This window comes from Synechococcus sp. PROS-9-1 (genome assembly GCF_014279775.1).
Classification (GTDB): domain Bacteria; phylum Cyanobacteriota; class Cyanobacteriia; order PCC-6307; family Cyanobiaceae; genus Synechococcus_C.
This window is the reverse complement of record NZ_CP047961.1, coordinates 314,968-337,463: the sequence shown is the minus strand read 5'-3', so window position 1 is coordinate 337,463 and position 22,496 is coordinate 314,968. Positions and strand designations below refer to the sequence as shown.

General features: G+C 57.6%; 24 protein-coding genes. 14 read left to right on the top strand and 10 right to left on the bottom strand.

Translation table 11 applies throughout. The annotated features are described in order from the left end of the window. The first annotated feature begins 70 nt into the window (after positions 1 to 70). The 4 genes from SynPROS91_RS01625 to SynPROS91_RS01610 are packed head-to-tail and all read left to right on the top strand — an operon-like array spanning position 71 to position 4,289. Complete coding sequence (locus tag SynPROS91_RS01625) at positions 71 to 1,330, top strand: FIST N-terminal domain-containing protein (RefSeq protein ID WP_186517853.1); 1,260 nt, start codon at positions 71 to 73, stop codon at positions 1,328 to 1,330. Next, on the top strand, positions 1,330 to 2,043 hold the full coding sequence (gene trmB, locus SynPROS91_RS01620) for a tRNA (guanosine(46)-N7)-methyltransferase TrmB (RefSeq protein WP_186517851.1): 714 nt from the start codon (positions 1,330 to 1,332) through the stop codon (positions 2,041 to 2,043). The genes SynPROS91_RS01625 and trmB overlap by 1 nt, the downstream gene beginning before the upstream one ends. Further along, positions 2,036 to 3,346, top strand: a complete 1,311-nt coding sequence (locus tag SynPROS91_RS01615; RefSeq protein ID WP_186517849.1) for an IctB family putative bicarbonate transporter — start codon at positions 2,036 to 2,038, stop codon at positions 3,344 to 3,346. The genes trmB and SynPROS91_RS01615 overlap by 8 nt, the downstream gene beginning before the upstream one ends. Before the next feature lie 10 nt (positions 3,347 to 3,356). Continuing rightward, the gene (locus SynPROS91_RS01610) at positions 3,357 to 4,289 is read left to right on the top strand and encodes a BadF/BadG/BcrA/BcrD ATPase family protein (protein ID WP_186517847.1); all 933 of its coding nucleotides are present in this window, start codon (positions 3,357 to 3,359) and stop codon (positions 4,287 to 4,289) included. 14 nt (positions 4,290 to 4,303) lie between these two features. Here the strand turns inward: SynPROS91_RS01610 and glmM are convergent, their stop codons facing one another. After that, positions 4,304 to 5,695, bottom strand: a complete 1,392-nt coding sequence (glmM, locus tag SynPROS91_RS01605; protein WP_186517846.1) for a phosphoglucosamine mutase — start codon at positions 5,693 to 5,695, stop codon at positions 4,304 to 4,306. Between the two features lie 43 nt (positions 5,696 to 5,738). Beyond that, the gene (locus tag SynPROS91_RS01600) at positions 5,739 to 5,942 is read right to left on the bottom strand and encodes a hypothetical protein (RefSeq protein ID WP_186517844.1); all 204 of its coding nucleotides are present in this window, start codon (positions 5,940 to 5,942) and stop codon (positions 5,739 to 5,741) included. A 25-nt stretch (positions 5,943 to 5,967) separates the two neighbouring features. Between SynPROS91_RS01600 and SynPROS91_RS01595 the strand changes: the two genes are divergently transcribed. After that, positions 5,968 to 8,058, top strand: coding sequence for a transglycosylase SLT domain-containing protein (locus tag SynPROS91_RS01595; protein ID WP_186517842.1), 2,091 nt, complete (start codon positions 5,968 to 5,970; stop codon positions 8,056 to 8,058). On the opposite strand, the gene SynPROS91_RS01590 is transcribed toward SynPROS91_RS01595, so the two are convergent. Beyond that, positions 8,032 to 8,529, bottom strand: coding sequence for a hypothetical protein (locus tag SynPROS91_RS01590; protein WP_186517834.1), 498 nt, complete (start codon positions 8,527 to 8,529; stop codon positions 8,032 to 8,034). The genes SynPROS91_RS01595 and SynPROS91_RS01590 overlap by 27 nt on opposite strands. A 130-nt stretch (positions 8,530 to 8,659) precedes the next feature. Between SynPROS91_RS01590 and SynPROS91_RS01585 the strand changes: the two genes are divergently transcribed. Continuing rightward, positions 8,660 to 9,205 (top strand): thioredoxin domain-containing protein, encoded by a 546-nt coding sequence (locus SynPROS91_RS01585; protein WP_186517833.1) that lies wholly within the window; start codon positions 8,660 to 8,662, stop codon positions 9,203 to 9,205. A 34-nt stretch (positions 9,206 to 9,239) separates the two neighbouring features. Beyond that, positions 9,240 to 9,965 (top strand): FAD-dependent thymidylate synthase, encoded by a 726-nt coding sequence (gene thyX / locus SynPROS91_RS01580; protein ID WP_186517832.1) that lies wholly within the window; start codon positions 9,240 to 9,242, stop codon positions 9,963 to 9,965. Between the two features lie 51 nt (positions 9,966 to 10,016). Here thyX and dcd read toward each other — a convergent pair whose 3' ends face one another. Together dcd and SynPROS91_RS01570 are read right to left on the bottom strand one after the other, a co-directional pair. Further along, positions 10,017 to 10,610, bottom strand: a complete 594-nt coding sequence (gene dcd / locus SynPROS91_RS01575) for a dCTP deaminase (RefSeq protein WP_186517831.1) — start codon at positions 10,608 to 10,610, stop codon at positions 10,017 to 10,019. Continuing rightward, positions 10,610 to 11,218: a cob(I)yrinic acid a,c-diamide adenosyltransferase gene (locus SynPROS91_RS01570; RefSeq protein ID WP_186519295.1), complete on the bottom strand. Its 609-nt coding sequence runs from the start codon at positions 11,216 to 11,218 to the stop codon at positions 10,610 to 10,612. The genes dcd and SynPROS91_RS01570 overlap by 1 nt, the downstream gene beginning before the upstream one ends. A 134-nt stretch (positions 11,219 to 11,352) precedes the next feature. Between SynPROS91_RS01570 and rph the strand changes: the two genes are divergently transcribed. From rph to SynPROS91_RS01550, 4 genes are all read left to right on the top strand, one after another. After that, positions 11,353 to 12,078 carry a ribonuclease PH gene (gene rph / locus SynPROS91_RS01565; protein ID WP_186517830.1) on the top strand — a complete coding sequence of 242 codons (726 nt, stop codon included), beginning with the start codon at positions 11,353 to 11,355 and terminating at the stop codon, positions 12,076 to 12,078. A gap of 77 nt (positions 12,079 to 12,155) precedes the next feature. After that, positions 12,156 to 12,890: a global nitrogen regulator NtcA gene (gene ntcA / locus SynPROS91_RS01560; RefSeq protein WP_186517829.1), complete on the top strand. Its 735-nt coding sequence runs from the start codon at positions 12,156 to 12,158 to the stop codon at positions 12,888 to 12,890. Positions 12,891 to 12,941: 51 nt separating this feature from the next. Next, a complete protein-coding gene (locus tag SynPROS91_RS01555) occupies positions 12,942 to 14,072 on the top strand; it encodes a DUF3084 domain-containing protein (RefSeq protein WP_186517828.1) in 1,131 nt (376 codons plus the stop codon). Beyond that, positions 14,069 to 14,521: a Holliday junction resolvase RuvX gene (locus SynPROS91_RS01550; RefSeq protein WP_186517827.1), complete on the top strand. Its 453-nt coding sequence runs from the start codon at positions 14,069 to 14,071 to the stop codon at positions 14,519 to 14,521. The genes SynPROS91_RS01555 and SynPROS91_RS01550 overlap by 4 nt, the downstream gene beginning before the upstream one ends. Here the strand turns inward: SynPROS91_RS01550 and SynPROS91_RS01545 are convergent. From SynPROS91_RS01545 to psbH, 4 genes are read right to left on the bottom strand one after another with little or no spacing between them, the layout of a single operon-like run. Further along, positions 14,499 to 14,756 (bottom strand): DUF3146 family protein, encoded by a 258-nt coding sequence (locus SynPROS91_RS01545; protein WP_186517825.1) that lies wholly within the window; start codon positions 14,754 to 14,756, stop codon positions 14,499 to 14,501. The two genes, SynPROS91_RS01550 and SynPROS91_RS01545, sit on opposite strands and share 23 nt — an antisense overlap. Then, positions 14,756 to 15,379, bottom strand: coding sequence for an aminoacyl-tRNA hydrolase (gene pth, locus SynPROS91_RS01540; RefSeq protein ID WP_186517823.1), 624 nt, complete (start codon positions 15,377 to 15,379; stop codon positions 14,756 to 14,758). Before pth ends, SynPROS91_RS01545 begins: the two co-directional genes overlap by 1 nt. A 4-nt stretch (positions 15,380 to 15,383) precedes the next feature. Continuing rightward, entirely contained in the window at positions 15,384 to 15,662 is a 279-nt protein-coding gene (locus SynPROS91_RS01535; protein ID WP_186517822.1) for a TatA/E family twin arginine-targeting protein translocase, read from the bottom strand. Between the two features lie 9 nt (positions 15,663 to 15,671). After that, positions 15,672 to 15,878 (bottom strand): photosystem II reaction center phosphoprotein PsbH, encoded by a 207-nt coding sequence (psbH, locus tag SynPROS91_RS01530; RefSeq protein ID WP_006853680.1) that lies wholly within the window; start codon positions 15,876 to 15,878, stop codon positions 15,672 to 15,674. Between the two features lie 86 nt (positions 15,879 to 15,964). Here psbH and psbN point away from each other — a divergent pair, with 86 nt between their 5' ends. Then, entirely contained in the window at positions 15,965 to 16,105 is a 141-nt protein-coding gene (gene psbN / locus SynPROS91_RS01525) for a photosystem II reaction center protein PsbN (protein WP_006853681.1), read from the top strand. On the opposite strand, the gene SynPROS91_RS01520 is transcribed toward psbN, so the two are convergent. Further along, positions 16,093 to 19,098: an alpha-mannosidase gene (locus SynPROS91_RS01520; protein WP_186517820.1), complete on the bottom strand. Its 3,006-nt coding sequence runs from the start codon at positions 19,096 to 19,098 to the stop codon at positions 16,093 to 16,095. The two genes, psbN and SynPROS91_RS01520, sit on opposite strands and share 13 nt — an antisense overlap. 61 nt (positions 19,099 to 19,159) lie before the next feature. Between SynPROS91_RS01520 and SynPROS91_RS01515 the strand changes: the two genes are divergently transcribed. Together SynPROS91_RS01515 and SynPROS91_RS01510 are read left to right on the top strand one after the other, a co-directional pair. Next, on the top strand, positions 19,160 to 19,279 hold the full coding sequence (locus SynPROS91_RS01515) for a photosystem II reaction center protein I (RefSeq protein ID WP_006042333.1): 120 nt from the start codon (positions 19,160 to 19,162) through the stop codon (positions 19,277 to 19,279). A gap of 93 nt (positions 19,280 to 19,372) precedes the next feature. Beyond that, positions 19,373 to 22,492 carry a DUF3769 domain-containing protein gene (locus tag SynPROS91_RS01510; RefSeq protein WP_186517818.1) on the top strand — a complete coding sequence of 1,040 codons (3,120 nt, stop codon included), beginning with the start codon at positions 19,373 to 19,375 and terminating at the stop codon, positions 22,490 to 22,492. The last annotated feature ends 4 nt before the right edge of the window (positions 22,493 to 22,496 follow it).

Here is a 22,496-nt window from a genome sequence, read left to right as displayed (position 1 = left end):
CAGGCAGGTTCGAGTTGGAGCCATTATCGATGCCATCGACCTAGCCCTCAAGATTGGTAGGGTCCAATACATGGTTCCGTTCAACCCCCTCGATTGGTTCCGAGGCTCCGGAACCCAGGCCAAGTGCCGCACTGCACTCAGTGGCTGTGCCTCTTTGGAAGAGGCAACGAAAGATGTCACCAATCAACTCGGCTCGGAAAAAGGCGATTTAGCCCTGGTGTTTGTTTCCAGCCAATTCGCTAGCGATCTGCCGCGGTTGCTTCCGCTTCTCAGCCAGCGACTGCAGGCAGAACACTGGATCGGCTTCGTAGGGGGCGGCGTTGTTGGAACCGATAGCGCCGGACGATCGCAAGAGCTGGAACAGACCACGGCACTCAGCATCACCCTCTTAAATCTCCCCGGAGCTCAGCTGAAGCCGTTTCAACTGGACACCGAGTCTCTTCCGGATCTCGATGGACCGGTTCAAAACTGGCAGGACTGGGTCAGCGTTGACCCAGCAGACAGCCGATCTCTTCTGCTGTTCATCGATCCCAGTTGTGGAGCGATCAATGACCTGATCAGTGGGCTGGATTACGCCTATCCCAACGCAGCGATCATCGGTGGAATTGCCGCACCCCATAACGCCAGTCATGGCTCGCTGCTCTTCGATGGTCAGATCATTAACGGTGCCGCTGGAGTGAGCATCGGCGGCGACTGGGTTCTTGATCCAGTCGTTGCCCAGGGATGCCGACCGATTGGTCCCGTGTTTGCGATTGAGCAAGCCCAACGCAACGTCCTGCTGGAACTCAGCGATGGCGATCGTCGCGACACGCCTGTGGCCTGCTTGCAGCGCATCCTCGCCGATCTCAATGCGGAGGACAGAGAGCTGGTGCAGCACTCCCTCTTCCTCGGGGTGGAACGCCGCAATCTGATGCAGGAGTGCCCCAGCGATTTCTTGGTCCGCAATCTCATTGGCGTCGACCCACGCAATGGTGCAGTCGCCGTGGCTGAGCGGGTGCGTCCAGGCCAGCACGTGCAGTTTCAGCTCCGAGAAGCGCAATCGTCAAGGCTGGAGGCACGCCAGCTGCTGGAGGCAAGCCAAGAACGCTGCCCCTTTCCACCACCTCTCTGTGGCCTCCTGTTTGCCTGCCTCGGCCGCGGCAGCGGGCTGTTCGGAGAAGCAAATGGTGATGTTTCGATCGCCCGCGACGTTCTGCCCGATCTGCCAATCGCCGGCGCGTTCTGCAATGGCGAGATCGGCCCCTTAAGCAACACCACTTACCTGCATGGGTACACCGCTTGCTGGGGTTTGCTCCGCCACGCACCTCTTATTGCGTCAGCTGAGGACTGATGCGCCAGCACGTCAATCCCCTCAGCCGCTTTTTTCAGTTGCCGCTGGAACTACCTGCGCCGCAGCAGCTGTTTGAGCATCCCCACCTTCCAATCCATCTCGATATTGGCTGCGCTCGAGGCTTTTTTCTGTTGGAGTTGGCGGCGTTGCAACCCGAGCGAAACCATCTCGGAGTTGAGATCCGCCTGCCCCTGGTGCAAGCAGCCCAACGCGATCGCGACCGACAGCAACAGCACAACCTTCATTTTTTATTTTGCAATGCCAACATCAGCCTTGAAGCTTGGATAGGAGCGTTGCCAGCAGACCAGTTGCAGCTGGTCAGCATTCAGTTTCCAGATCCCTGGTTCAAACAGCGCCATCGCAAGCGCCGCGTGCTGCAACCCGCCCTGTTGCTCTCGATCGCCTCAGGGCTCCATCCCGGCCGACACCTCTTTCTACAAAGCGATGTGTTGGCCGTCATCGAACCAATGGTGGCCCTGGTGGAACTCTCAAACTGCTTTGCACGCCCCAAAGACGATCAACGGCCATGGCGAACCGACAACCCATTGCCGGTAGCAACGGAACGGGAGCGCTATGTCCATGAGCAGGGACAACCCACCTATCGCGTGCTGTTTGAGCGCACTGATGCCCCACTTCCAGCATTAAGGGATCTGGAGATGGCTTGGCAACAGGTTGATAATTCCAAGGACGCTGCACCCACACCTCATGGCTGAGGCTCCGGCCCCACCACCCCTGTTGCTGCGCTGGCAAGGCCTGCTTCCCGCTACTGATCAGCAGCGCCAGCGCCTGACCTGGTGGGCAAGCATCCTGCTCATGGTTCTTCTCGCAGGACTTCCCTTCCTCACGCGAACGGGGCTGGGCCTTGTGGTTCTGGCCTGCGGAGCGCTATGGATCCTCTGGTCCAGCGTGAGTCAACCCAAGCGAATCGGTGCGATCAGCGCCTTGGTGCTCGTGTTTCTTGGCATCGCCGTGCTCGCTACGGGGTTCTCCCCTGTTCCAACCGCAGCAGCGAAAGGCCTGATCAAGCTGCTCAGCTACCTCGGCGTGTATGCCTTGATGCGACAGCTGCTGGCCGATCGCCCCGAATGGTGGGACCGCCTCGTGGCCGCGATGCTGGGCGGCGAAGTGCTCAGCAGTGTGATGGCCTTGCGCCAGCTCTACGGACCCACCGAGGAGCTTGCACTCTGGGCCGATCCCAACTCGGTATCGGCAGGCACGATCAGGATCTACGGGCCCCTTGGCAACCCCAATCTGCTGGCGGGATATCTGGTGCCAATTCTGCCGTTGGCGTTCGTTGCCTTGATCCGCTGGCGGGGCTGGGGGGCACGCTGTTATGCAGCTGTTGCCCTGGTGTTGGGAGCAACGGCCACCATGTTCAGCTACAGCCGCGGGGGTTGGCTGGGCATGCTCGCGGCCCTTGGTGTGCTGGTCCTGCTGCTCGTGCTGCGTGCCATCCGCAGCTGGCCAAAACTATGGCGACGTCTCGTCCCCATCGCCCTGCTGGTGCTGGCTGGTGTGGCCTTGGCGATCGCGGTCACGCAGGTGGATCCCATCCGTACGCGGGTCGCCAGCCTCCTGGCTGGACGAGGCGATAGCTCCAACAACTTCCGCATCAACGTGTGGTTGGCCGCAGTCGAAATGATTCAAGACCGCCCCTGGCTCGGCATCGGGCCAGGCAACGCTGCATTTAATGCCATTTATCCCCTGTATCAACAGCCCAAGTTCAATGCCCTGAGCGCCTATTCCGTTCCCCTCGAGCTGCTTGTGGAAACAGGCATTCCAGGCCTGATCGCCGTGCTCGGGTTGGCTGGAGCCAGTGTTCGCAACGGCCTCAGAGCTCTGCGCTCAACGGCTGATCTGGCATTGCCCTGGCTGGGGTGCCTGGCCGCCATCGCCGGGCTGGTCATCCAAGGTGCCACAGACACCATTTTCTTCCGACCAGAAGTGCAAATCATCGGTTGGTTTTGCCTGGCAACCCTGAGTCAGGCCCACCAGACCACCCAGACCGACCCATGAGTATCGACCGATGAGTGATGCACTGATCTTGGTTGGTTTCGATGCTGGCCAAACCCATTGCCGCTGCAAGCTGAGCCGTTGGCACAACGGGAACTGGCAACCGCTAGGCGAGGGCCAGGGCAGTGGCGTCAGCCACCTCCAAGCCGCCGGAGGCGAAACGCGGTTCATGGAGGCCATTCGCAGCAGCCTGCAGGCCGCCAATCCCAGCGGGCTGGAGATCACCGCTGCGGCCGTTGGGGCCAGCGGAGTGGAGCAGGGCACCGCGCTTCAGAACCGCGCTAGAGACCTGCTTGCAGCCAGTCTTGAGCTACCAACAGAGCACTGCGTCGCCACTGGCGACGAACGCACAGCCCTGCGCGGAGCATTCCCCAACGATGCCGGCATTGTGCTGATCAGCGGCACAGGGATGATTGTGGTTGGACGCAACGACAACGGGCTTGAACAGCGTTGTGGCGGTTGGGGATGGCAACTGGATGGAGCAGGAGCTGCCTTTGATCTCGGCCATCAGGGGCTCCAGCTCAGCCTGCGTATGGCCGATGGCCGACTCCCAGACGGACCACTGCGCAACCAATTGTGGCAAGTCCTTGGTTGCCGCACAGCCGCAGAGATCAAGGCCTTCGTTGTGCAGCCCGATTACCAACCAGCCCAGCTCGCCCAATTAGCACCGCTCGTCTCCGCCGCCGCTGAAGCAGGCAATGTTGAAGCCGCGGCCATTCTCGACCGCTCCGGCAATGCCCTTGCAGAAGCTGTTCAAGCCGTGGCGTCATCCCTGGGGCTCACCAAGCCCGTGCTCTGCGCCAGAGGTGGGGCACTCCTAAATCTGGCGCCCCTTCAACAAGCCGTGGATACATCCCTACTGCGTCGCCAGGTCGATGCGCGCTGGGACGACCGGAATGGTGACGCCTGCGATGGAGCGCTCACGCTGGCTCTCGAAAGCTGCTGATCAAGAGGCGCTGATCAAGACGCATTGAGATGCTGTTCTGCTGCTGCGGCCAAGCGGGAGGTCCAGTGATCGACCACCGCTTGATCGGCAGCCTCAACCATCACGCGTAGCAGTGGTTCTGTCCCACTCGCCCGCACAAGCACGCGCCCGTCTTCAGCCATCGAAGCCTCCGCCTCTTGAACCAGGGAATAAAGAGGAGCACACTCCGCCCAACCCTTTCTGCGCTCGCGATTCTCGACGCGCACATTCACCAGTTTTTGGGGATAGGCCTGAAAGCTCTGATCCACCCATTCGGCTAAGGAGAGCTGCTGGGCATGGCAGAGGCTTGCGAGCTGAAGAGCCGTTAAGACACCATCACCGGCCAAACCATGGGAGGAGGAAAGGATGTGACCCGATTGCTCGCCGCCAAGGGCTGCCCCCGTGCGGACCATCTCAGCATGCACATGCTGGTCACCAACCGGTGTCCGGTCCAAGAGACCACCACGCGCCTGCCAAGCCCGCTCAAAACCCAAATTCGACATCACCGTGGCCACCAAGCGCTGATCCGGCAGCTGTCCCTGCTCCTGCAAGACCGACCCCCAGAGAAAAAGGACATGGTCGCCATCCACCACACGTCCTTGGCCATCAATCGCCAACATGCGATCGGCATCCCCATCAAAGCCAAAGCCCATGGCGGCGCCCTTCTCGATCACCGCTCGGCGCAACGGCTCAAGGTGGGTTGATCCGCAATTCACATTGATCTTGGTTCCATCCGGATCACCGTGCAACACCGTGAGATCGGCGCCAAGAGCAGAAAACACCTCTGCGCCGCAGGCTGTTGCCGACCCCCAGCAGAGATCCAGAACAATGGGCAAACCATCGAGTCGGAGCTGCCCAACGCTGGACAACAAGCTCGCGCGGTAGTCGTCAAGAAGTTCAGGGCGATGGCGTGCCACTCCAGATGCCGGCAACGCAATCCCAGCCCCGTTTCCACCACAAAGGCCGGCTTCAATCGCCTGCTGACGTTCAGGGGACAGCTTGCTGCCAGTGGCGCCAAACACTTTGATCCCATTATCTTCCGGAGGGTTGTGACTCGCCGAGACCATCAAGCCACCAGCCGCTGAGTAGCGGCGAATCAAACCGGGCACGGCCGGAGTGGGACAGAGTCCCAAGGTCCACACCTCGCGGCCAGAAGCCGTGAGGCCAGCGGTGAGTGCCGCGACCAACATGCTGCCGCTGCTGCGCGAATCCATGCCAATCAGCACAGGCCCCTCGGCCTGAAGCACGCGTCCACACCAGTACCCAACCTGAAGGGCCAAAGCCGGAGTGAGCATGGTGTCCACCCGACCACGCAAGCCGTCCGTTCCAAAGCTGATCTGCGATGGCTTCGGGAGATGCCCCAACGGATGGATGGCAGCTTCAGCCATGGCGACTCAAATATGAACTCAATCTTAAGCCGGACCGCTGGTTCTAACGCCAACGTCGCGGGGCGAGCAACAGCCCTGCTACTTCCAGCAACGCCCAAGCCAACAGCCCTGCAACCAGCCAGCCAGGCACGAATTGAAGGGGCCACAGCCAACGCAATCCCCAGACCAACAAAGCCAGGCCAGCGGCAATTGCACAGCGACGGCGTTGCTCGTTCCCTGGGCGCCGAGTCCCTTGCCCCTTTGCCATCCCAATGCCATGCGCTCGGAACAGAATGCCATCAGTTTCTGGCCGAGGCTTGACCGTTCAACACACCCGTGGCCTTTTGCTTCTGGCTGGAACTCCAATCCTCACCATTGCGCTAGTCCTCGGCGGACAGTCGGTCTTGCGCCGCCTGCACACTCCACTCACACCATCCCTTTCGAGCACTGATCTCTGGACCCGTTATCGCTGGTCGATCAATCCCAGTGAACGGAGGGAAGCAGCTCTCTTGCTCGCAGCGCGCAGCACCGATGCGGCGGAGAGATCCCAGCGGTTGCTGGCCAATCAGGGCTGGGGCATCGATCCACTGGCTGCGGTCACGTTGAAACAGCAAGCATTAAATGCAGCAAAACTCGGGCGTCCCTCAGAGGCACAGAAGCATTGGCAAGGCTTGCTCCAACGGTTCCCTCAAAGTGCGGCTAGTGCCGATGCCCGTTATGACCTCGGGCAAGCCAAGCCAGCGCTCCACACCGAGCTGTTCCGACAACAACCTGGCCATCCAGCCGCGTTAGCGGCAGCAACAGAAACCAAAAAGGACTCTCCCAAGCAAGCCATCGCCGCCTTGCATCTAGCCCGCTGGGGCGCCCGTTGGCCAGGAGCTGCCACGCAGCTCAGGGAAGCCTGCAAAAGGATCAGCGGCAATGGCTTGAACCAAGACGATCGACTGACGCTCGTTCAAGCACTCGCGGCCCTTGGAGATGGCCGTGCAGCGGAAGCCTGTCTCCAGGGCACACCCACCACTCCAGCCAGCGCCTTGGCCATTGGTCAGGTCCTGCTCAGAGGTACCGCTGAACAGCAAGTGCGTGGAAAGCAGCACTTGCTAGAGCTCGCCATCAGCAATCCAGACGATCCTGCGGCGCTCAAGGCAGCAGCGCTCCTTAGCGAACCGCTGCGACCAGATCTCGCTCTATTGGATGCACTGCCGCAAGCGTTGCAACAACGCTCCGCCGATGTTGCAGCAGCGCGGGTGCGCCTCGGTGTCTGGGCGAATGGTGACTCGGCGAATGGTGACTCGGCGAATGCCATGGCCGTTCTTCAACGCTGGCCTAACCATCCAGCGGTCTGGCAACTGCAGTGGGACTTGGCCCGCGAAGCCCTTCTAAAAGACCAATGGACAACGGCAGAAACATTGCTGAACGCCATTCCGAGCTCAGATCTTCCTGAACCTTTGGCCGCAAGGCAGCAGTTCTGGCTGGGTTTCACACTGTCGAAGCAAGACCAAACAGCGCAAGCCCAAAACATCTGGGAAAAGTTGGTCAAAACCCATCCGAGGAGTTATTACACCTGGCGCGCCGAGGTGAGACTGGGACGGGGAGATCTTCCAGATCTCAATCAAGCATCAGCCTCTCGCTCTGCAGATCTCGGTGATTCGTTTCCATCGCACTGGGAACCATTAAAAAGTGGCGATCCATTCCTTGATCGTCTCTGGCGACTCGGCCAAACCCAGGAAGCATGGGAAACCTGGAGGAACCAACAACCCCCATCCGATCAGCCATCCAATCCAGGAAAAAAACTCGTGGAAGGTCGCCTTCGTGTTGCCGTCGGCGATGCATGGACGGGCCTGAGTCGTCTTTGGCGCGCCAGTTTGAGACTGGTGAATCAAACCTGCGAAGAGCGACAGCTCCTCCACCGCAGCCAGCATCCGCGCCTGCTCTCGGAGGTGTTTGAGACCGCATCCCAAAAGGAGACGGTCCGGAATGAACTTCTGATGGCCATCGCCAAGCAGGAATCCCGCTTCTCCCCAGGCGTTAGCTCGCCAGTCGGGGCGATCGGGTTGCTGCAGCTGATGCCAGCCACAGCGGAAGAACTAGCCGGAGGTGCACTCAGCCAGGATCAGCTGCGCGAGCCAACACGCAATGCAAGGCTCGGAGCGCGCTACCTCGCGCAATTGCTCGAGCAATGGCAAGGAAACATTGTGCTGGCTATTGCGAGCTACAACGCAGGACCTGGCGCCGCCAGCCAATGGGTCACCCCCGCTTTAAAGAACGATCCCGAGTTATGGATCGAGCAAATCCCCTATCCAGAAACACGCCTCTACACAAAAAAAGTACTAGGAAATCTCTGGGCCTATCTCGGATTAGGTCCCGACCGCTGCGACAGCTGATGCAAGGGGATTCGGCAGATCCTGACCCAACCAGATGCCCACAAGCACCAACGCCGACAACCAAAAGGCCATGACCTGAGGTGGAGGCACCACCTTGATCCGGGTGAGGTCCAGACGGGCCAGCAAGGTGGCAGACGCCAAGATCAACACATCGGAAAGCAAGCTCAGACTGAGCAGATAGAGGCCCACCATGATCACAAGCAGAAGGGTGGTGATCAGGCTGAGCACCCGGCTAGAGGCCATCAATAACGACAGCTGGCGAAGAAGAAGATCTGGCATCGTGCAGAAGAGCACAATCACGAGCGATTGCAACACCTCCACCGTCCAGAACAGGGCGGGAGACACATTTTGCAGAGCAATCAAATGCTCGCTCTCGATCGACCAGTGATGGCCAAGGAAAACTGCAACACCAAACAGCACAAGCAGCAAGGGGGCCCGCAGCGGCAGGACGAGGAAACGAAGAAGAGACATCAGCAAGGAGCCAACGGTTGACTGATGAAATCAGCGAGAAAGCAGATCACAACAACGGAATTGGCTTTCAGACGCTAGCAACAACACACCCAACAGCCTGCCAAAGTAAAACCATTCAAGTCTTCCCGGCATGACCGGCAGTTCCGCCCCCGCCACCCTGACCCCCTTGCAAAAGGGGTTGCTGCTCATGACGGCACTGGTCCTCGCTGCTGGATTATTTCTGCTGCGCAACGGTCTCAACCAGGAAGCACCTCTCGACCAGCTGGCCAGGCAATCGCTGGATCCTGAGGTCGCCCTCAACAACTCCCGGCCCACCGTGCTGGAGTTTTACGCCGATTGGTGTGAGGCCTGCCAAGCCATGGCACCCGCGATGCTCCAAACGGAACAGAATCATGCCGATCAACTTGACGTTGTTCTGGTGAATATCGACAACCCACGCTGGCTGGATTTGATCGACCGGTATGACGTCACAGGGATTCCACAGCTCAATTTATTTTCAGCCGACGGTGTGATGCGCGGCCGTTCGCTTGGAGCGAGAACAGCAGACCAACTGGAATCATTGGCGGTTGCATTGATTAATAATGAGCCGCTGCCTCAGCTTGCAGGAGTTGGTTCCATCAGCAGCGTGACCGCTGCTGAGACGGTTTCAAGCCCAGGCCCCCGCAGCCACAGCTAGACAAAGCATGAACAGTTCATCGCAGACGACACCAATGGACTCTCGTTTTCGAGTTGACCTGATTGCCGCAACCCCGAATCCGCAACAGTGCGTGTATGTGGGAATGCACCAGGACTACAGCGAGGGCTTCGTCGCGGGCGATCGCGAGCAATGGCCGGATGAGACCAAAGCAGGCGAAATCTGCGTCAAACGCCTCCTAGCGGGAGAACGGGGGCATTACGGGCCCATGGAGCATGCCCAGATTGTGTTGAACGTGGGCTGGTTTCCTCATTCCGTGATGCAACAGGCGCGGACGCACCGGGTGGGCGTCAGTTTTGATGTTCAATCCATGCGCTACACAGGCGATCGCATCTGTAGGGCTGCACTTGGAGAACTCGATCTCGAAGAGGTGTTTTATCTGCGCCCCGTTGGTGAGTACAGCGACCGCAAGGGCAAGAAATACCTCTACAGCGAGGCTGAACGCCAAAAAGATTTAAACCACTGCAAAATCAGCGCCGAGCGGTATCAGGAATTGCTTCAGGCGGGCTTTGCGGAAGAACATGCTCGCGGCATCCTCCCCTTCGATTACAGGCAACATTTCGTGGTGAGTTTCACGCTCAGGGCCTTCCTGCATTTCATGGATCTACGCGCCAAGCTCGATGCCCAGCAAGAAATCCGCGAACTCTGCGATTTGATGTGGCCCCATCTCAAAGCTTGGACTCCAGAATTTGCAACTTGGTACGAAAAGACAAGATTGCATAAAGCCCGGCTTGCTCCCTAAAAACAATTTTAGGAATTAACAATCATCATTCATCTCTGAATTCAGCTTGATTTAAACCTTGGCCAGCGTCACCCGCTCGGGTTGATGCTGATATTTACCTTGTCGGTCGCTGTAGGTGGTTTCACAAGGATCCCCTTCAAAAAACAACAACTGGCAGATCCCTTCATTGGCGTAAATACGACAATCAGCACCAGAACTATTACTAAATTCCAAGGTGAGATGACCTTCCCAGCCAGCCTCTGCCGGAGTCGTATTCACAATGATGCCTAAACGGGCATAGGTGCTCTTGCCAAGACAAATGACCGTGATGTTGGGTGGCACTCGCATCTTTTCGAGGGCAACACCGAGGCCATACGAATGCGCCGGAAGGATGAAATAGTCCCCATCCTCGTCATGATGAATGGGGGTTGATTCAAGGTTGTCAGGGTTGAATCGCTTGGGATTCATGATCGTGCCAGGAACATGGCGAAAAATCAAAAACTCCTTAGGCGAAAGCCTCAAGTCGTACCCATAAGAAGAGCAGCCAAAACTAAGAACCGGACTTTTCCGTTGATCCGGATCTAGATGGCGCACTAATCCATTTTGGAAAGGCTCGAGCATCCCTGCATCAGCCTGATCCGTAATCCAGCGATCGTTCTTCAGCATTAGAAACCTCTACGCAATTCCGTGACTTGATCAGCCATCTCCATCATCTCTGCAGGGATCGCCGGCCCCGTCACGATCACATCCATGGCTGATGGCCTTTGCTCCAACACCGACAAGACATCCTCATGGCTCAGATAGCCCAGCTCGATCGCCAAGCCAATCTCATCCAGCACGAGTTGGTCCAACGTGCCTTCCAAGAGATGGGTTTTGCAGATCTCCCAGACCGACTGAACAGCCTCCTTGACCTCATCATCGCGGCTAGAAGCTTCCTCTGAAAGGCATTCCGTCACGGAAGGCCTCAACCATCGAAGTCGATCGCACAGGGTGAGGCGGCTCTCGGGCCCTTGGCCCACACCACCCTTGAGGAACTGGGCGATCAAGACATTGCTACCCAGGCCTGCCGTCCGCAGCGCCTGGCTCAGCACACCAGAAAAGCTCCCCCGAAATGAGGCGGTATGCACCTGGAGCTGCCCTTCTGGAGCTACCAAACGCAGGGGTGGACGAGCCTCTACTGAGGGAAGTCTTCGAAGCCCTGCTTGCTCGAGAGTCCTGTGGTCACCAGTGCGCGGCTCACGGGAATGATGGAGAGGGCTGAGGCTGATGGTCATCACATTCGCCGAGGTCCGGCAAATCCGGATGTGGATGAATCTAGCGGTGAAAATCGAATGCACAAGTGTTTTAACACCATCCATGGTGTGCCAAGCCAACTGGCAGGCTCAAAGCACCTCCGCACCCTGGGCTTATGACCGATACCTCTCGCAATGACGGACGTCAGCCGGGCGACCTTCGCCCCTTCTCGATCAGCTGGGATCCCATGGGATTTGCCCTGAGTTCAGTGATCATCCACAGCGGACGCACCGCTGTTCTTTGCAGCGTTTGTCATCAAGAAGGGGTGCCTCGCTGGCGCAAAGATCAAGGCAAGGGGTGGCTCAGCGCCGAATACCGACTCCTGCCTGGATCAACTCCGGAGCGTCAAAACAGAGAACTGCTCAAATTGAGCGGACGCACCCAAGAGATTCAGCGCCTAATCGGCCGCAGCCTGCGCGCAGCCATCAACATGGAAGCTCTCGGCGAAAACACGTTGAGAATCGATTGCGATGTGATTCAGGCGGATGCAGGCACCCGCACCGCTGCGATCAGCGGATCTTGGGTCGCGCTTCAACGCGCCTGTGAGCGTCTTGTTCAACAAGGGGTCCTCAACACCAACCCTGTCCAATCCCAGGTGGCCGCCGTCTCCGTTGGCGTGATCCACAATCGCCCCCTTCTCGATCTCGACTACAGCGAAGACAGCCAAGCCGATGTGGATCTCAACATCGTGATGAACGAAGAAGGGCATTTGCTGGAGCTGCAGGGCACTGCGGAAGGAGCTCCTTTTAGCCGTGACCAGCTCAATGCCCTTCTTGACCTAGCCGAGCCTGGCCTGAAGCAGATCATGAACGATCAAAGAACGGCGCTCTCCGCTAGGTGAAAATGCGGAGTTTCGTGTTCCTTGCTACATGAGCAGGAGGGGCTGATCCATAGCATCCCGAAGTACGAGTAGGGACCATGGGCGAGGTCAGCCGCGGCTTCAGCCGCTACGCACCACCAACAATTCGCCCGGTGGGCTCGAACTTCGGAAGCCCCTCGGTTCCAGCCAGCCGCACCCTTCAAGACGTTATTCGGGGACTCGATGGTGCCAATACCGAGATGGTGGAGCGTGGGAAAACCATCTTTTTCCCTGGCGACCCTGCTGAAAAGGTCTATCTCATTCGACGAGGTGCCGTCCGCCTCTCCAGGGTTTACGAATCTGGAGAGGAAATCACTGTTGCCTTGTTACGTGAAAACAGTTTGTTTGGGGTTCTGTCGTTACTAACAGGTCACCGCTCTGATCGCTTCTACCACTCAATCGCTTTCACAAGAGTGGAGATGGTGACGGCTCCAGCCACATCTGTTCGGCAGGCTATCGAAGCTGACACCAGTGTTGGCTTGCTGTTGTTGCAGGGTCTGTCCAGCAGGATTCTTCAGACCGAAACGATGATCGAAACCCTCACCCATCGGGACATGTCATCTCGGCTGGTGAGTTTTCTGCTGGTGCTGTGTCGAGATTTCGGCGTGCCTGGTCAACGTGGCATCACCATCGACCTACGCCTTTCACACCAAGCCATCGCCGAGGCCATCGGTTCCACACGCGTGACAATCACTCGTCTCCTTGGGGACCTCAAGTCATCGAGCCTTGTCGATATCGATCGCAAAAAGATCACTGTTCTCGATCCAATCGCTCTAGCCAAACGGTTCAGCTGACCATTCAGGTGAAGATGGAGCTCACGTCCGAACTCTGATCCTTCATTCTCCGTGACCGGTTGGTTTCTACTTCTCGCTTTGCTTGTGCTTGGAGGCGTGCTCTCCACTCTGGGAGACCGCCTTGGCTCTCGCGTAGGGAAAGCTCGGCTGAGCTTGCTTGGACTGCGTCCGAAGCGCACGGCAGTGGTGATTACGGTGTTAACGGGCAGCCTGATTAGTGCGCTTTCCCTTGGACTCTTGCTGTTGGTGAGTCGGCAGCTGAGGGTCGGCCTGTTTGAACTCAATGCTCTCGAATCCAAATTGCGGAGCAGTCGCGCCGACCTCAAAACAAGCAAACGCGCTCAGAAGCAAGCCGGCAAAGAGCTCACAACGGCCCAACAGCGAGCGGCAGAACTGCGTCGCACCCTCAAGCCCCTCCAGGAACAAACCCGATCCTTAGAAGAGGAGCGGCAGCGATTGAGCCAAGACGTGGATGCGAAAGATGTTGAGATCCAACGCACCGAGCAGGAACTCTCGGCCGTGCGCTCGCAAATTCGTAGTGGCGAGAAGGAACTCAATCAACTGGAAGACTCTCTCTTAGCGCTGCGGCGCGGAAACGTCGCCATTAGCAGCGGTCAGCCACTTGCCACCGCGACCCTGAAGCTCGAACGCCCCGATCAGGCAAAAGCGGTCATTGATCAGCTACTGCGAGACGCCAATCTTCAGGCCTATCAAAAAGTGCTTCCTGGCCAACCGGTTGAGCGCCAGCTCCTGCTGGTTCCTCGACCCGATATCCAGCGCTTGGAGCAAACGATTCGCAAACCTGGAACCTGGGTTGTGAACATCCGCTCAGCAGCCAATGTGCTCCTTGGCGAAACCGTTGTGTACGCCTTCCCTGAAGTGCGCCCCAATGTCACGGTAACCAGGGAGGGTGAGGTGTTAGCCCGCACCACCCTCGCGAGCAATGAACGTGACCCAGAAGCCGTACGCAACCGACTGAACCTTCTCCTTGCCTCCACCTTGGCCGAGGTGCAAAGACGCGGTTCTCTCAGCAAGGGCCTGCAATTTGATGGCAGTGCCATCAATGCGCTTGGCCAAGAGCTGATCGACCGCAACGGAGGACTCACTGCGCTGGAAGCGGTCGCTTTACGGCGCAGCGAAACGGCAGATCCGATCGCCATTCAGTTGCGCCTCAGCCAATGAAACGCGTCGTAGCCCTGGATCCCGGTCGAAGCAAATGTGGGTTGCTGCTAGCAGACACCGCCACGAACACCGTGCTTCAAGGCAGGGTGATCCCCAGCACTGAGGTCCTTGAGCAGCTTCGCGCCTGGATGGAGGAGGCTCAGGGGACGTCAGCTCAGATTGATGAGCTGGTGATCGGTGATGGCACCAGCAGCACGATCTGGCAACAACAACTTCCCTCAAGCCTGAAGGTCCGCGTCGTGGACGAAACCGGGACCACCCTGCGAGCCCGAGAGCGTTACTGGCAGTTATGGCCTTCACGGGGCTGGAAACGCTTGCTTCCTGCGGGCCTGCGCATCCCATATGGCGATCTCGACGCCATCGCCGCACTCGTGATCCTCGAAGATTATTTAGATCGGCCTTTGCAATGGCCAGGTCCCGATCCCCTCAAAACCGGGCCCTCACCGTGAAGGTGTAGTCCCCTCCCGGCTCAAGGTCATAGTCAGATTTCACAAGAAAACGCAGGAGCGCGTCTTGAATCAAAGCTCGCCCCAGAGAGGGCTCCACACTCAGCTCACCACGATCAAAAAACCAGCTGAACTGCCAATTGAAGCCTCCGGCCCGGACGTCTCCTTCCAAACATTGATCCGCAAAACTCTGGCGTTGAACCCGCAGATGGGCGGTAGTAACGGGTAGCGCTGCCATCACGCCTCAGTGCTGGTGGGAGCCAGCTGAAGCCCATTGATGTGATTCCCTGCCAGATCGAGACCTTGCCGCTGAATCCTCTCCAAACCATCAACGACCTCCAACAGAACCTTGTCGAGAAGGAGCTCCTCATCACGACTGAAACTTCCCAGCACGTGCGACACCGTTCGTGCCTTGCGCTCACTGGGATTTTGTCCGGGTGCACCGATTCCAATCCGCAGACGCGCAAAATCCTGCGTGCCGAGATGCTGAATGGTGCTTTTAAGGCCGTTATGGCCACCAGCAGACCCGCGGGCCCGCAAACGTAAACGTCCAAGCGGCAGATCCATATCGTCGACGAGGACCAAGAGCTGATGCAGCTCAAACCCAAACCAATCCAATGCAGACCGAATCGAGCGCCCGCTGTCGTTCATGAAGGTTTGGGGCATCAACAACCGCAATCGCTTGTCCCCAGCACCCAGATCAGCAAGCTGACCTTGGAGCTTGGGAATGGAACGGAAGCCGCCACCCTCCCGAGAAGCCAGACGTTCCAAGACCATGAAGCCAACGTTATGTCGTGTGTTGGCGTAGCGGTTGCCTGGGTTCCCCAACCCCACCACTAAGCGGAGATCACCGCGATTCATCGACTCAATCGGAAGGGGATGTTGGCTCTGATTTTGGCGCAACCACTGGAGAGACAACAGTTTCAGCTGATGCTTCTAAAGCTTTGTCCTGATCCGCTACGGGTTCAGGTTCAGCCATAGCCTTATTAATTTCGCGTTCAAATTCCTTGGAAGCCGACTGAAACCCCTTCAGTGTTTTTCCAAGGGTACGGCCGAACTCAGGGAGCCGTTTAGGTCCAAACACCAAGAGAGCGACCGCCGCGATGACGGCCATCTCTGGCAGTCCAATGCCGAAAACATTCATGACCTGATGTCAGCCGAGACCTAAGCCATTCCAGTTGACATTGATTCCTTCAAGGATCAGTGACTTGTTGTACAGCTGAAGAATGATCAGCAGGAACACAAGGAACAGGGCCATAAAAATGCCCATTACCGGTGTCGTTCCCCAGCCAGGGACAACCTTGCCGTATTCCGAATTCAGGGGGCGGAGCAAATCGCCCAGACGAGTGCGTTGAGCCATGGCAGCGCTGAAGTCTCGGGTGGAATTAAGTCTCGATACTGTAGGGGCTCCGACCCGTAAAGGCGTCGATCCTGTGGAGAGTTGTGATGGAAAGTTCGTCCCCGGCCATGTCAGTGGCGATTGCCGTGCTGGCAGCCCTGCTTGGGTTAACAGGATTGGGGGTGTACACAGCCTTTGGCCCTCCATCCAAAAACCTCGACGATCCGTTCGATGATCACGAGGATTGAACGCTCTCCAAGACCAATGTGATGAGCTCGCCAGGGTGCACCTCCCAGAAGGTCCTTCGGGAGTTGGACTTGGCGCAGCTCAGCCTCCAATCGCTCCCAGGCAGCCAACGCTGACGAGCTGGTCCGGGATTAAGCAACTCAATTTTAACCGCGTTATCGCTGAGCCCGTCACCCTGCGCTGATCGGATTGAAATCGGCACCAGACCGATGGGCAAGGCGGGAAGCCCTTGCCAAGGCTGATCCAGCCCACGAGGACCCATCCATCCTGGCTCCCTGAATCGAATCGCCGCCTGGGCTACACCACTGCGGTTCCAACCGAGCAGGGCTGGCATGAAGGCCAACCGATGCCTGTGCCATCCGTGATCGGCTGAAGGGTCTGGCCAGGTTGGGCCTCGAAGCAGGGACACTCCCAGGTGGTTGGCGCTGGCATCGACACCCTGAGGACCATCCAGCAAGACAGCCATCCCACCCCCGGGAGCTTCTGCTTCGGCAGCCAGCCATGAAATCACAGGCAATTCCCAACGCTCTTGTTCAAAAGGAGTAATCGCTTCTGCTGGTCGCTCGATCACTCCACCACTCGTATCGGCAGCCCAACGCACAGCAGGGCTCTTCAACGGCAATTCCAACCTCAGCAATTCATGGGTCTGCTGCCAATGGACGCTGAGCTGGGCCTCGAGCCAGGGCGAATCGGCCTGCAGCATGAGGTCCAAACGCACCTTGCTCAATCCAGCAACCGTGCGCAGCACAATCCGTGCGGCCAGAGGGCCCGACTCCACCAATTCTGCCGACCAGCTTGCAGCCATCGGCAGCGGATGTTGGCGGTAATCAGCGGCAAGATCCCAAGCGTCCCAGAACTCCCCTCGATCGGAGAAACGCAGCAATCGCATGGGTTCGCTGAGCTGTGGCACCCCATTCCCGTCGCGCAGCTGAACCAGTCCATGGGCGCTCACATCCGCAGACACCAGCCCATTGCTCAGCCTCCACACTCCTGACGACAAAACCTCCACATTCACGGGATGACGAACGGGCAAGGCCGACCCCAGTGGCTCAAGGCTGCGCTGCAGCGGCAGCGCGCAAACGCCTTCGCTACAAGGAAGTTGCACCCAAACACCGCCTGAAGGGGCCGCCTGCTGAGGAAGGATCTGCCCACCGCTGGACCAATGCCCTCGAGGCAAGCGCAGCAACGGTGACCAGTGCGCAAGGGGCTGTAAGCCGCACCAGGTCCAATGGGAGCGATAGGGATCTGACGCCCACCCCTCATGGTTGGACGCGAGTAGATGACCTAACAACTGATCTCGACAGCGGGCCGCACGGCGGCGAGCATCACACCAGATCGGTTCAGCCTGCTCAAACACCTCCGGAATCGATGTGCCCGGAAGGATGTCATGAAATTGTTGGAACAGCAGAGGTCGCCAATCGCTGGCCTGCTCGTGGCTGGGCTCGAGAGCCTTCGCCCGAGGGCCAAGCAACGCAGCAGCAAGCTCAGCCTCTCGGAGAAGCCGTTCCAAACTGCGATTGTGACGTTTCTGATCAGGTCGACTGGTCGCGCACCCCCGATGCAGCTCGAGATAAAGCTCATCGCGCCAGACCGGCAAGGTGGAGCAGCAAGGCTCCAATTGATCGAGATAGGAGCGCAGCGTTCCGGGCTGCTGTGTCACAGCCTGCGGCTGTCCTTCCCAAAGCCTTAGCTGTTCCAGCATCTCGGCAGTGGGACCGCCGCCATGATCGCCAACCCCTGGGAGCCAGATCGCCTGCTCCACCCCAGTGGCAGATTGAAAATCACGCTGCTCTTTTGCGATCGCTACCGGATCGCCATCGGTGCCGATTCCCGGCAGCATCAGCGCCAAAACCTCCGCGCCTCCGCGGCTGCGCCAGCGAAACAAACGATGGGGGAAGCGGTTGGTGGCATTCCAAGCCAGTTTGTGTGTGCAGAACCAGCGCACTCCGTTGGCAACCGCCACAGCAGGAAGTCCGGCCGCGAACCCAAAACTGTCTGGCAGCCAAGCCAAGTCATGCCGCCATTCCGGGAAACGCCTTTGGCTGTCCTCCTGTCCAAGACTGAACTGACGCGACAGGGATGCCGTACTCACCAGAACACAATCGGTTTCGACCCAAGGGCCATTAATCGGCTCCCAGCGACCTTCACGACTGGCCTGCTGAATTCGCGCATGCAAGGCCGGTCGATGGCGTTCCACCCAGGCATAGAGAGCCGGGGTGGAGTGCGCAAAGTGCAGCTCCGGATAACGCTCCATCAGATCGAGAGCAGAACGGAAGGTGCGTTCTGCCGCTTGCCAGGTGTCAGCCACGGGCCAAAGCCAGGCGAGATCGAGATGGGCATGGCCCAGCCAATGCACCGCACCCACTGGCTTAGGGCAAGCCGCCAAGTGGCGATCGACCAAGGCAATGGCCTCTGATGCCATCGGGTCGCAAGACAACACAGCATCCGGAAGCGACTCTCCTCTTGCCCAGGAGAGTTCCAAGGCTTCAGGAAGCAACGCCCGATCCGAGTCGCAGTCTGCGATCAGAGGTTCCTGGACGAGAGCGCTGTGAATGAGAGCCCCATCGTCATGACAAGGGCTGCGCAAATCCAGCTGGATCCGCAGGCCCGCACGGTCCCTCCAATCCTCAGGAAGGAGCCATCGGCAGCGGGTATCGAAAAGGTCCCCCTCATGCACCAGGACCCCATCAATGCGCAGGCGCACTGCATCCGCCCACCAGCTGAGCACCAGTCGCTCGCAGGACGCGCTGGCCTGCATCCAGGGCGTGGGACAGACCAGGGTCTGCTCGAGGTGCAACCAATTGCCACCTCGCGGCCAAATCAAAAGTCCGCGCTCAGCCCAATCGGGACGGTGGTGACGCCCCCAGGGATCTGCCAGTACCGGTCGCCGTTCCTGATCGCCCCGTCGCCACCACCCAGGGTGCAGATCAACGCGACTCCGACATCGAAACGTTTCAATCCACCCCGATCCCGGGGCTTGCAGAGGCTTCTCCATCGTGATATTTCATCATTCCGCCATAGGATGGCGATTAAATTTCAGACGCCGGTCGGTTGCCATGCTTGCCCTCAAGATTTCGGTTTATTCCGTCGTCTTTTTCTTTCTCGGCATCTTTGTCTTTGGCTTCCTTGCCAGCGACCCAAGCCGCACACCCAGCCGGAAAGATCTCGAAGATTGAGTCCTAGATAACAGGGTCACGCCGAGCACTGGTTAGAGCTCGCGTTAAAAAGCCTTTGCACATGGCAGGATCACCGGCCACTGCTGCTTTCTTTTGCCAGCGTTTAGCCCCATCACCAGGATCGCAGGATCACTGGCTGTTGCCGCTGCGCTGACGGGAGTTCCCGTCCACTCTCAGAGTGTGAACGCCTTAGCTGAAGAGATCGATGCTGCTAAGGAACCTTCAGCACTTGAGGTTCAGCCCTTTGCAGAATCTCCCAAACCTCCAGAAGCGATCAACCTCAAGGCTGATCGACAATCATTTGATAATCGTCGGGGAGTTTTTGTAGCCGAAGGCAACGTTCGCGCCAAGCTTCGAGGTGGTTTGCTTCAAGCCGATCGCGTCGAATTTGACAGCAACTTCAACACCCTTTACGCCCGCGGCAGTGTGCGCTTACGCCGTGGATCGCAGTATTTCCAAGCGAGCACGTTCCGCTACAGCCTGATTCAAAACAGCGGAGAGCTTAAAGACGTCTACGGCGTCCTTGAGCTAGATGAGCTGTCCGCAGGCTTCCAATCCTCACCGCAGGCTGTCAAACCACCGTCCAAGAAGACCCTTCCTGTCCTCGAGAGCTCAGGCCTTGGCTTCCCAACCGCTCTTGACATGGAGTTGGGCGGCAGAACTGCTGGGCAGATCAGTGATCAGCCAAGTGGAGACAGCATCTGGGAGAGAGAGCTCGAGCCAACGCCCACCTGGGACGTTCCGGAACCCGCAGCAAACCTCAGCACATCAACCTCATCGGGCTCAGGCATGGCCTGTCCGGTGCCGCTTCCGCCGATCCCGGACTGGCACCCCCACCCTTGGGCGGTGACCGCGTGGGGCGGCCAAATGATTGATTCAAATTTTGGAGACACGTTCGTGTTCAACGGGCGAATGCGGGAGGAGTATCTCCTGGGGGTCAGCATGCAAAAGCGGATTTGGCGCGCCGGACCTTTTGCTATCGAATTGGAGGCCGATCTATTCGGCCATCAGGCGTTTAAACAACCTGGAGGCCCCTTCAACCAGGCTGTTCCCAATGCCGACACGCCAGAGCAACAGTTCGGAGAAGCCATCCTTGGGCTTGGGGCAAGACTCTGGCTGCAGCCTTGGCTGAGCTTTGGGCTTGTGGAAGGAGTCAGTTTCAACTCCTCGGCCAGCAACTACGAACGCACCTATCGCGAGAACTACACCCAGCTGCTGAACTATTTGGCCTTCGAGCTCGAAGCCTCCGTCTCTGATCAGCTTTCATTTGTAGGAAGGATTCACCATCGCTCCGGCGCATTCGGCACCTACAGCGGCGTCAACGAAGGAAGCAATGCCTACCTCCTCGGATTGCGCTACCGCTGGGGGGAAGATCCCATTCCAACCCAAATAGCCGAGGTTCCACCTCCCTTGGGCTGCCCAGATCCTGATCGCGCCAGCCGCCAGCCCCTGCTCACCCTGAACGAAAAGCTCGAGGAAATCACACTCGGCACAGGCGGAAAGCAAGCAGCCCAGCCCGTTCAACCACTGGCCCAATCTCGCTTCTCAGCGATGTCCCCAGCCGAACAGGAATTGCTGCGCGAACAAGCGATCGCCATGATCGATCAAAGAATTAGCAGCATCCAGCTCCAACAACGATTCACAATCGAGAGTCGCGTAGGCAGCAATGATGCGATTAAGGGGCTCTCAAATAGAAACATAGAAGAACAATTAAAATATGGTTTGGTTCGACCTGAGCAACTTCCTTCTTACGGAAAAGCGCAACTGATTGATGGCCAAATCAGCCGCTGGCGCATCCAAGCAGCCCAGGTTTCGCTCACACCTGAAGGATGGACAGCGGATCGCATGGGGTTCACGAATGATCCCTTCACACCTGCACAAACCAGAATCGACACGGAAAATGTTGTTGCGAGGGAGCAGCCCAACGGCGACATTTTGATCAAAAGTTCTCGCAATCAACTGATTGTGGAGGAGCGTCTACCTATTCCTGTGAGCCGCACCCAGAGGATCACAAAAGAAGAGGAAGTTGAAAATCGGTGGGTCTTCGAAATCGATAATGATGACAGAGACGGATTCTTTGTCGGCAGAACACTCAGACCAATTGAACTCAATCCAAAAACTCTGTTGAGCCTCCAACCTCAACTTCTTTTGCAACGAGCGGTTGATGGCACAACTAAAAGTTACGTCAAGCCAGGCAGTTCAATCGACAGAGATAAGGCCAATCAACCCACAACAGCCGGCGATTTATTTGGCCTAGAGGCTGAATTAACCAGTGAGCTCTGGGGATGGACAGCAGAAGGCAATGCTGATATCAGCACCTTTAATCCTGACAACTTCGCCAATGGAAGTCGCTTCTGGGGTGAACTGAAAAAAACCATTGATCTTCCCTTGCTCGGTGACGTCAAGGCCAGGCTCTTTTCCGCTTATCGCTACAAGGCCTACAACGGATCATTAGGAGAAACTGATGTCTATTCCGCATTCGGCAGCTTCCTCGAACAAAGAGGAGGTTTCAATGTTGGCAAGATTTCCAACAACTACATCTGGCGTATCGGAGCTGGAAACTATCAAGCCGATCAATTTGAAAGCGAAAATCTCACAGATTTATGGCGAGCAAACTTTTACGGTTCTTTAAACAGCAGTTATTCAATTTGGCGTGGCAACCATGCGGCATTAACGCCTCAAGCTGCCTATCGCTATTCTCCCATTGCCATCGATCCAGGCTTAACGTTTAACACCAACATCAACACACTCTTAGCCGCTTACGGAGATGGTAAACGTCAAACCACGATCAGCCTCAGTGGTGGGCCCACTCTTACCTTAGGCACTTTTAGCAAACCTTTCCTTGATTACACCCGGCTGTCTATCACTGGAGGGGGAACACTTAAACAAGGTTCGAGTCCGTTCAGTTTTGACCAAGCCATTGACCTCGGGACCTTGGGACTTGGTGTGACACAACAGATTGCAGGGCCTTTGATTATTAATGCAGGCATAGGCTTAAATATTGATCCCGCTTCAGAATTTTATGGCGATGTGATCAATTCCAATATTGAACTGCGCTGGCAGCGGCGCTCCTACGACTTTGGCTTCTACTTCAACCCCTATCAAGGCATTGGTGGATTCCGATTCCGCCTCAATGACTTCAATTTCATAGGCACTGGAGTGCCCTTCGTCCCTTACAACCCCTCGAACGAGCTCAATAACCGCCCCTTCTAAAACC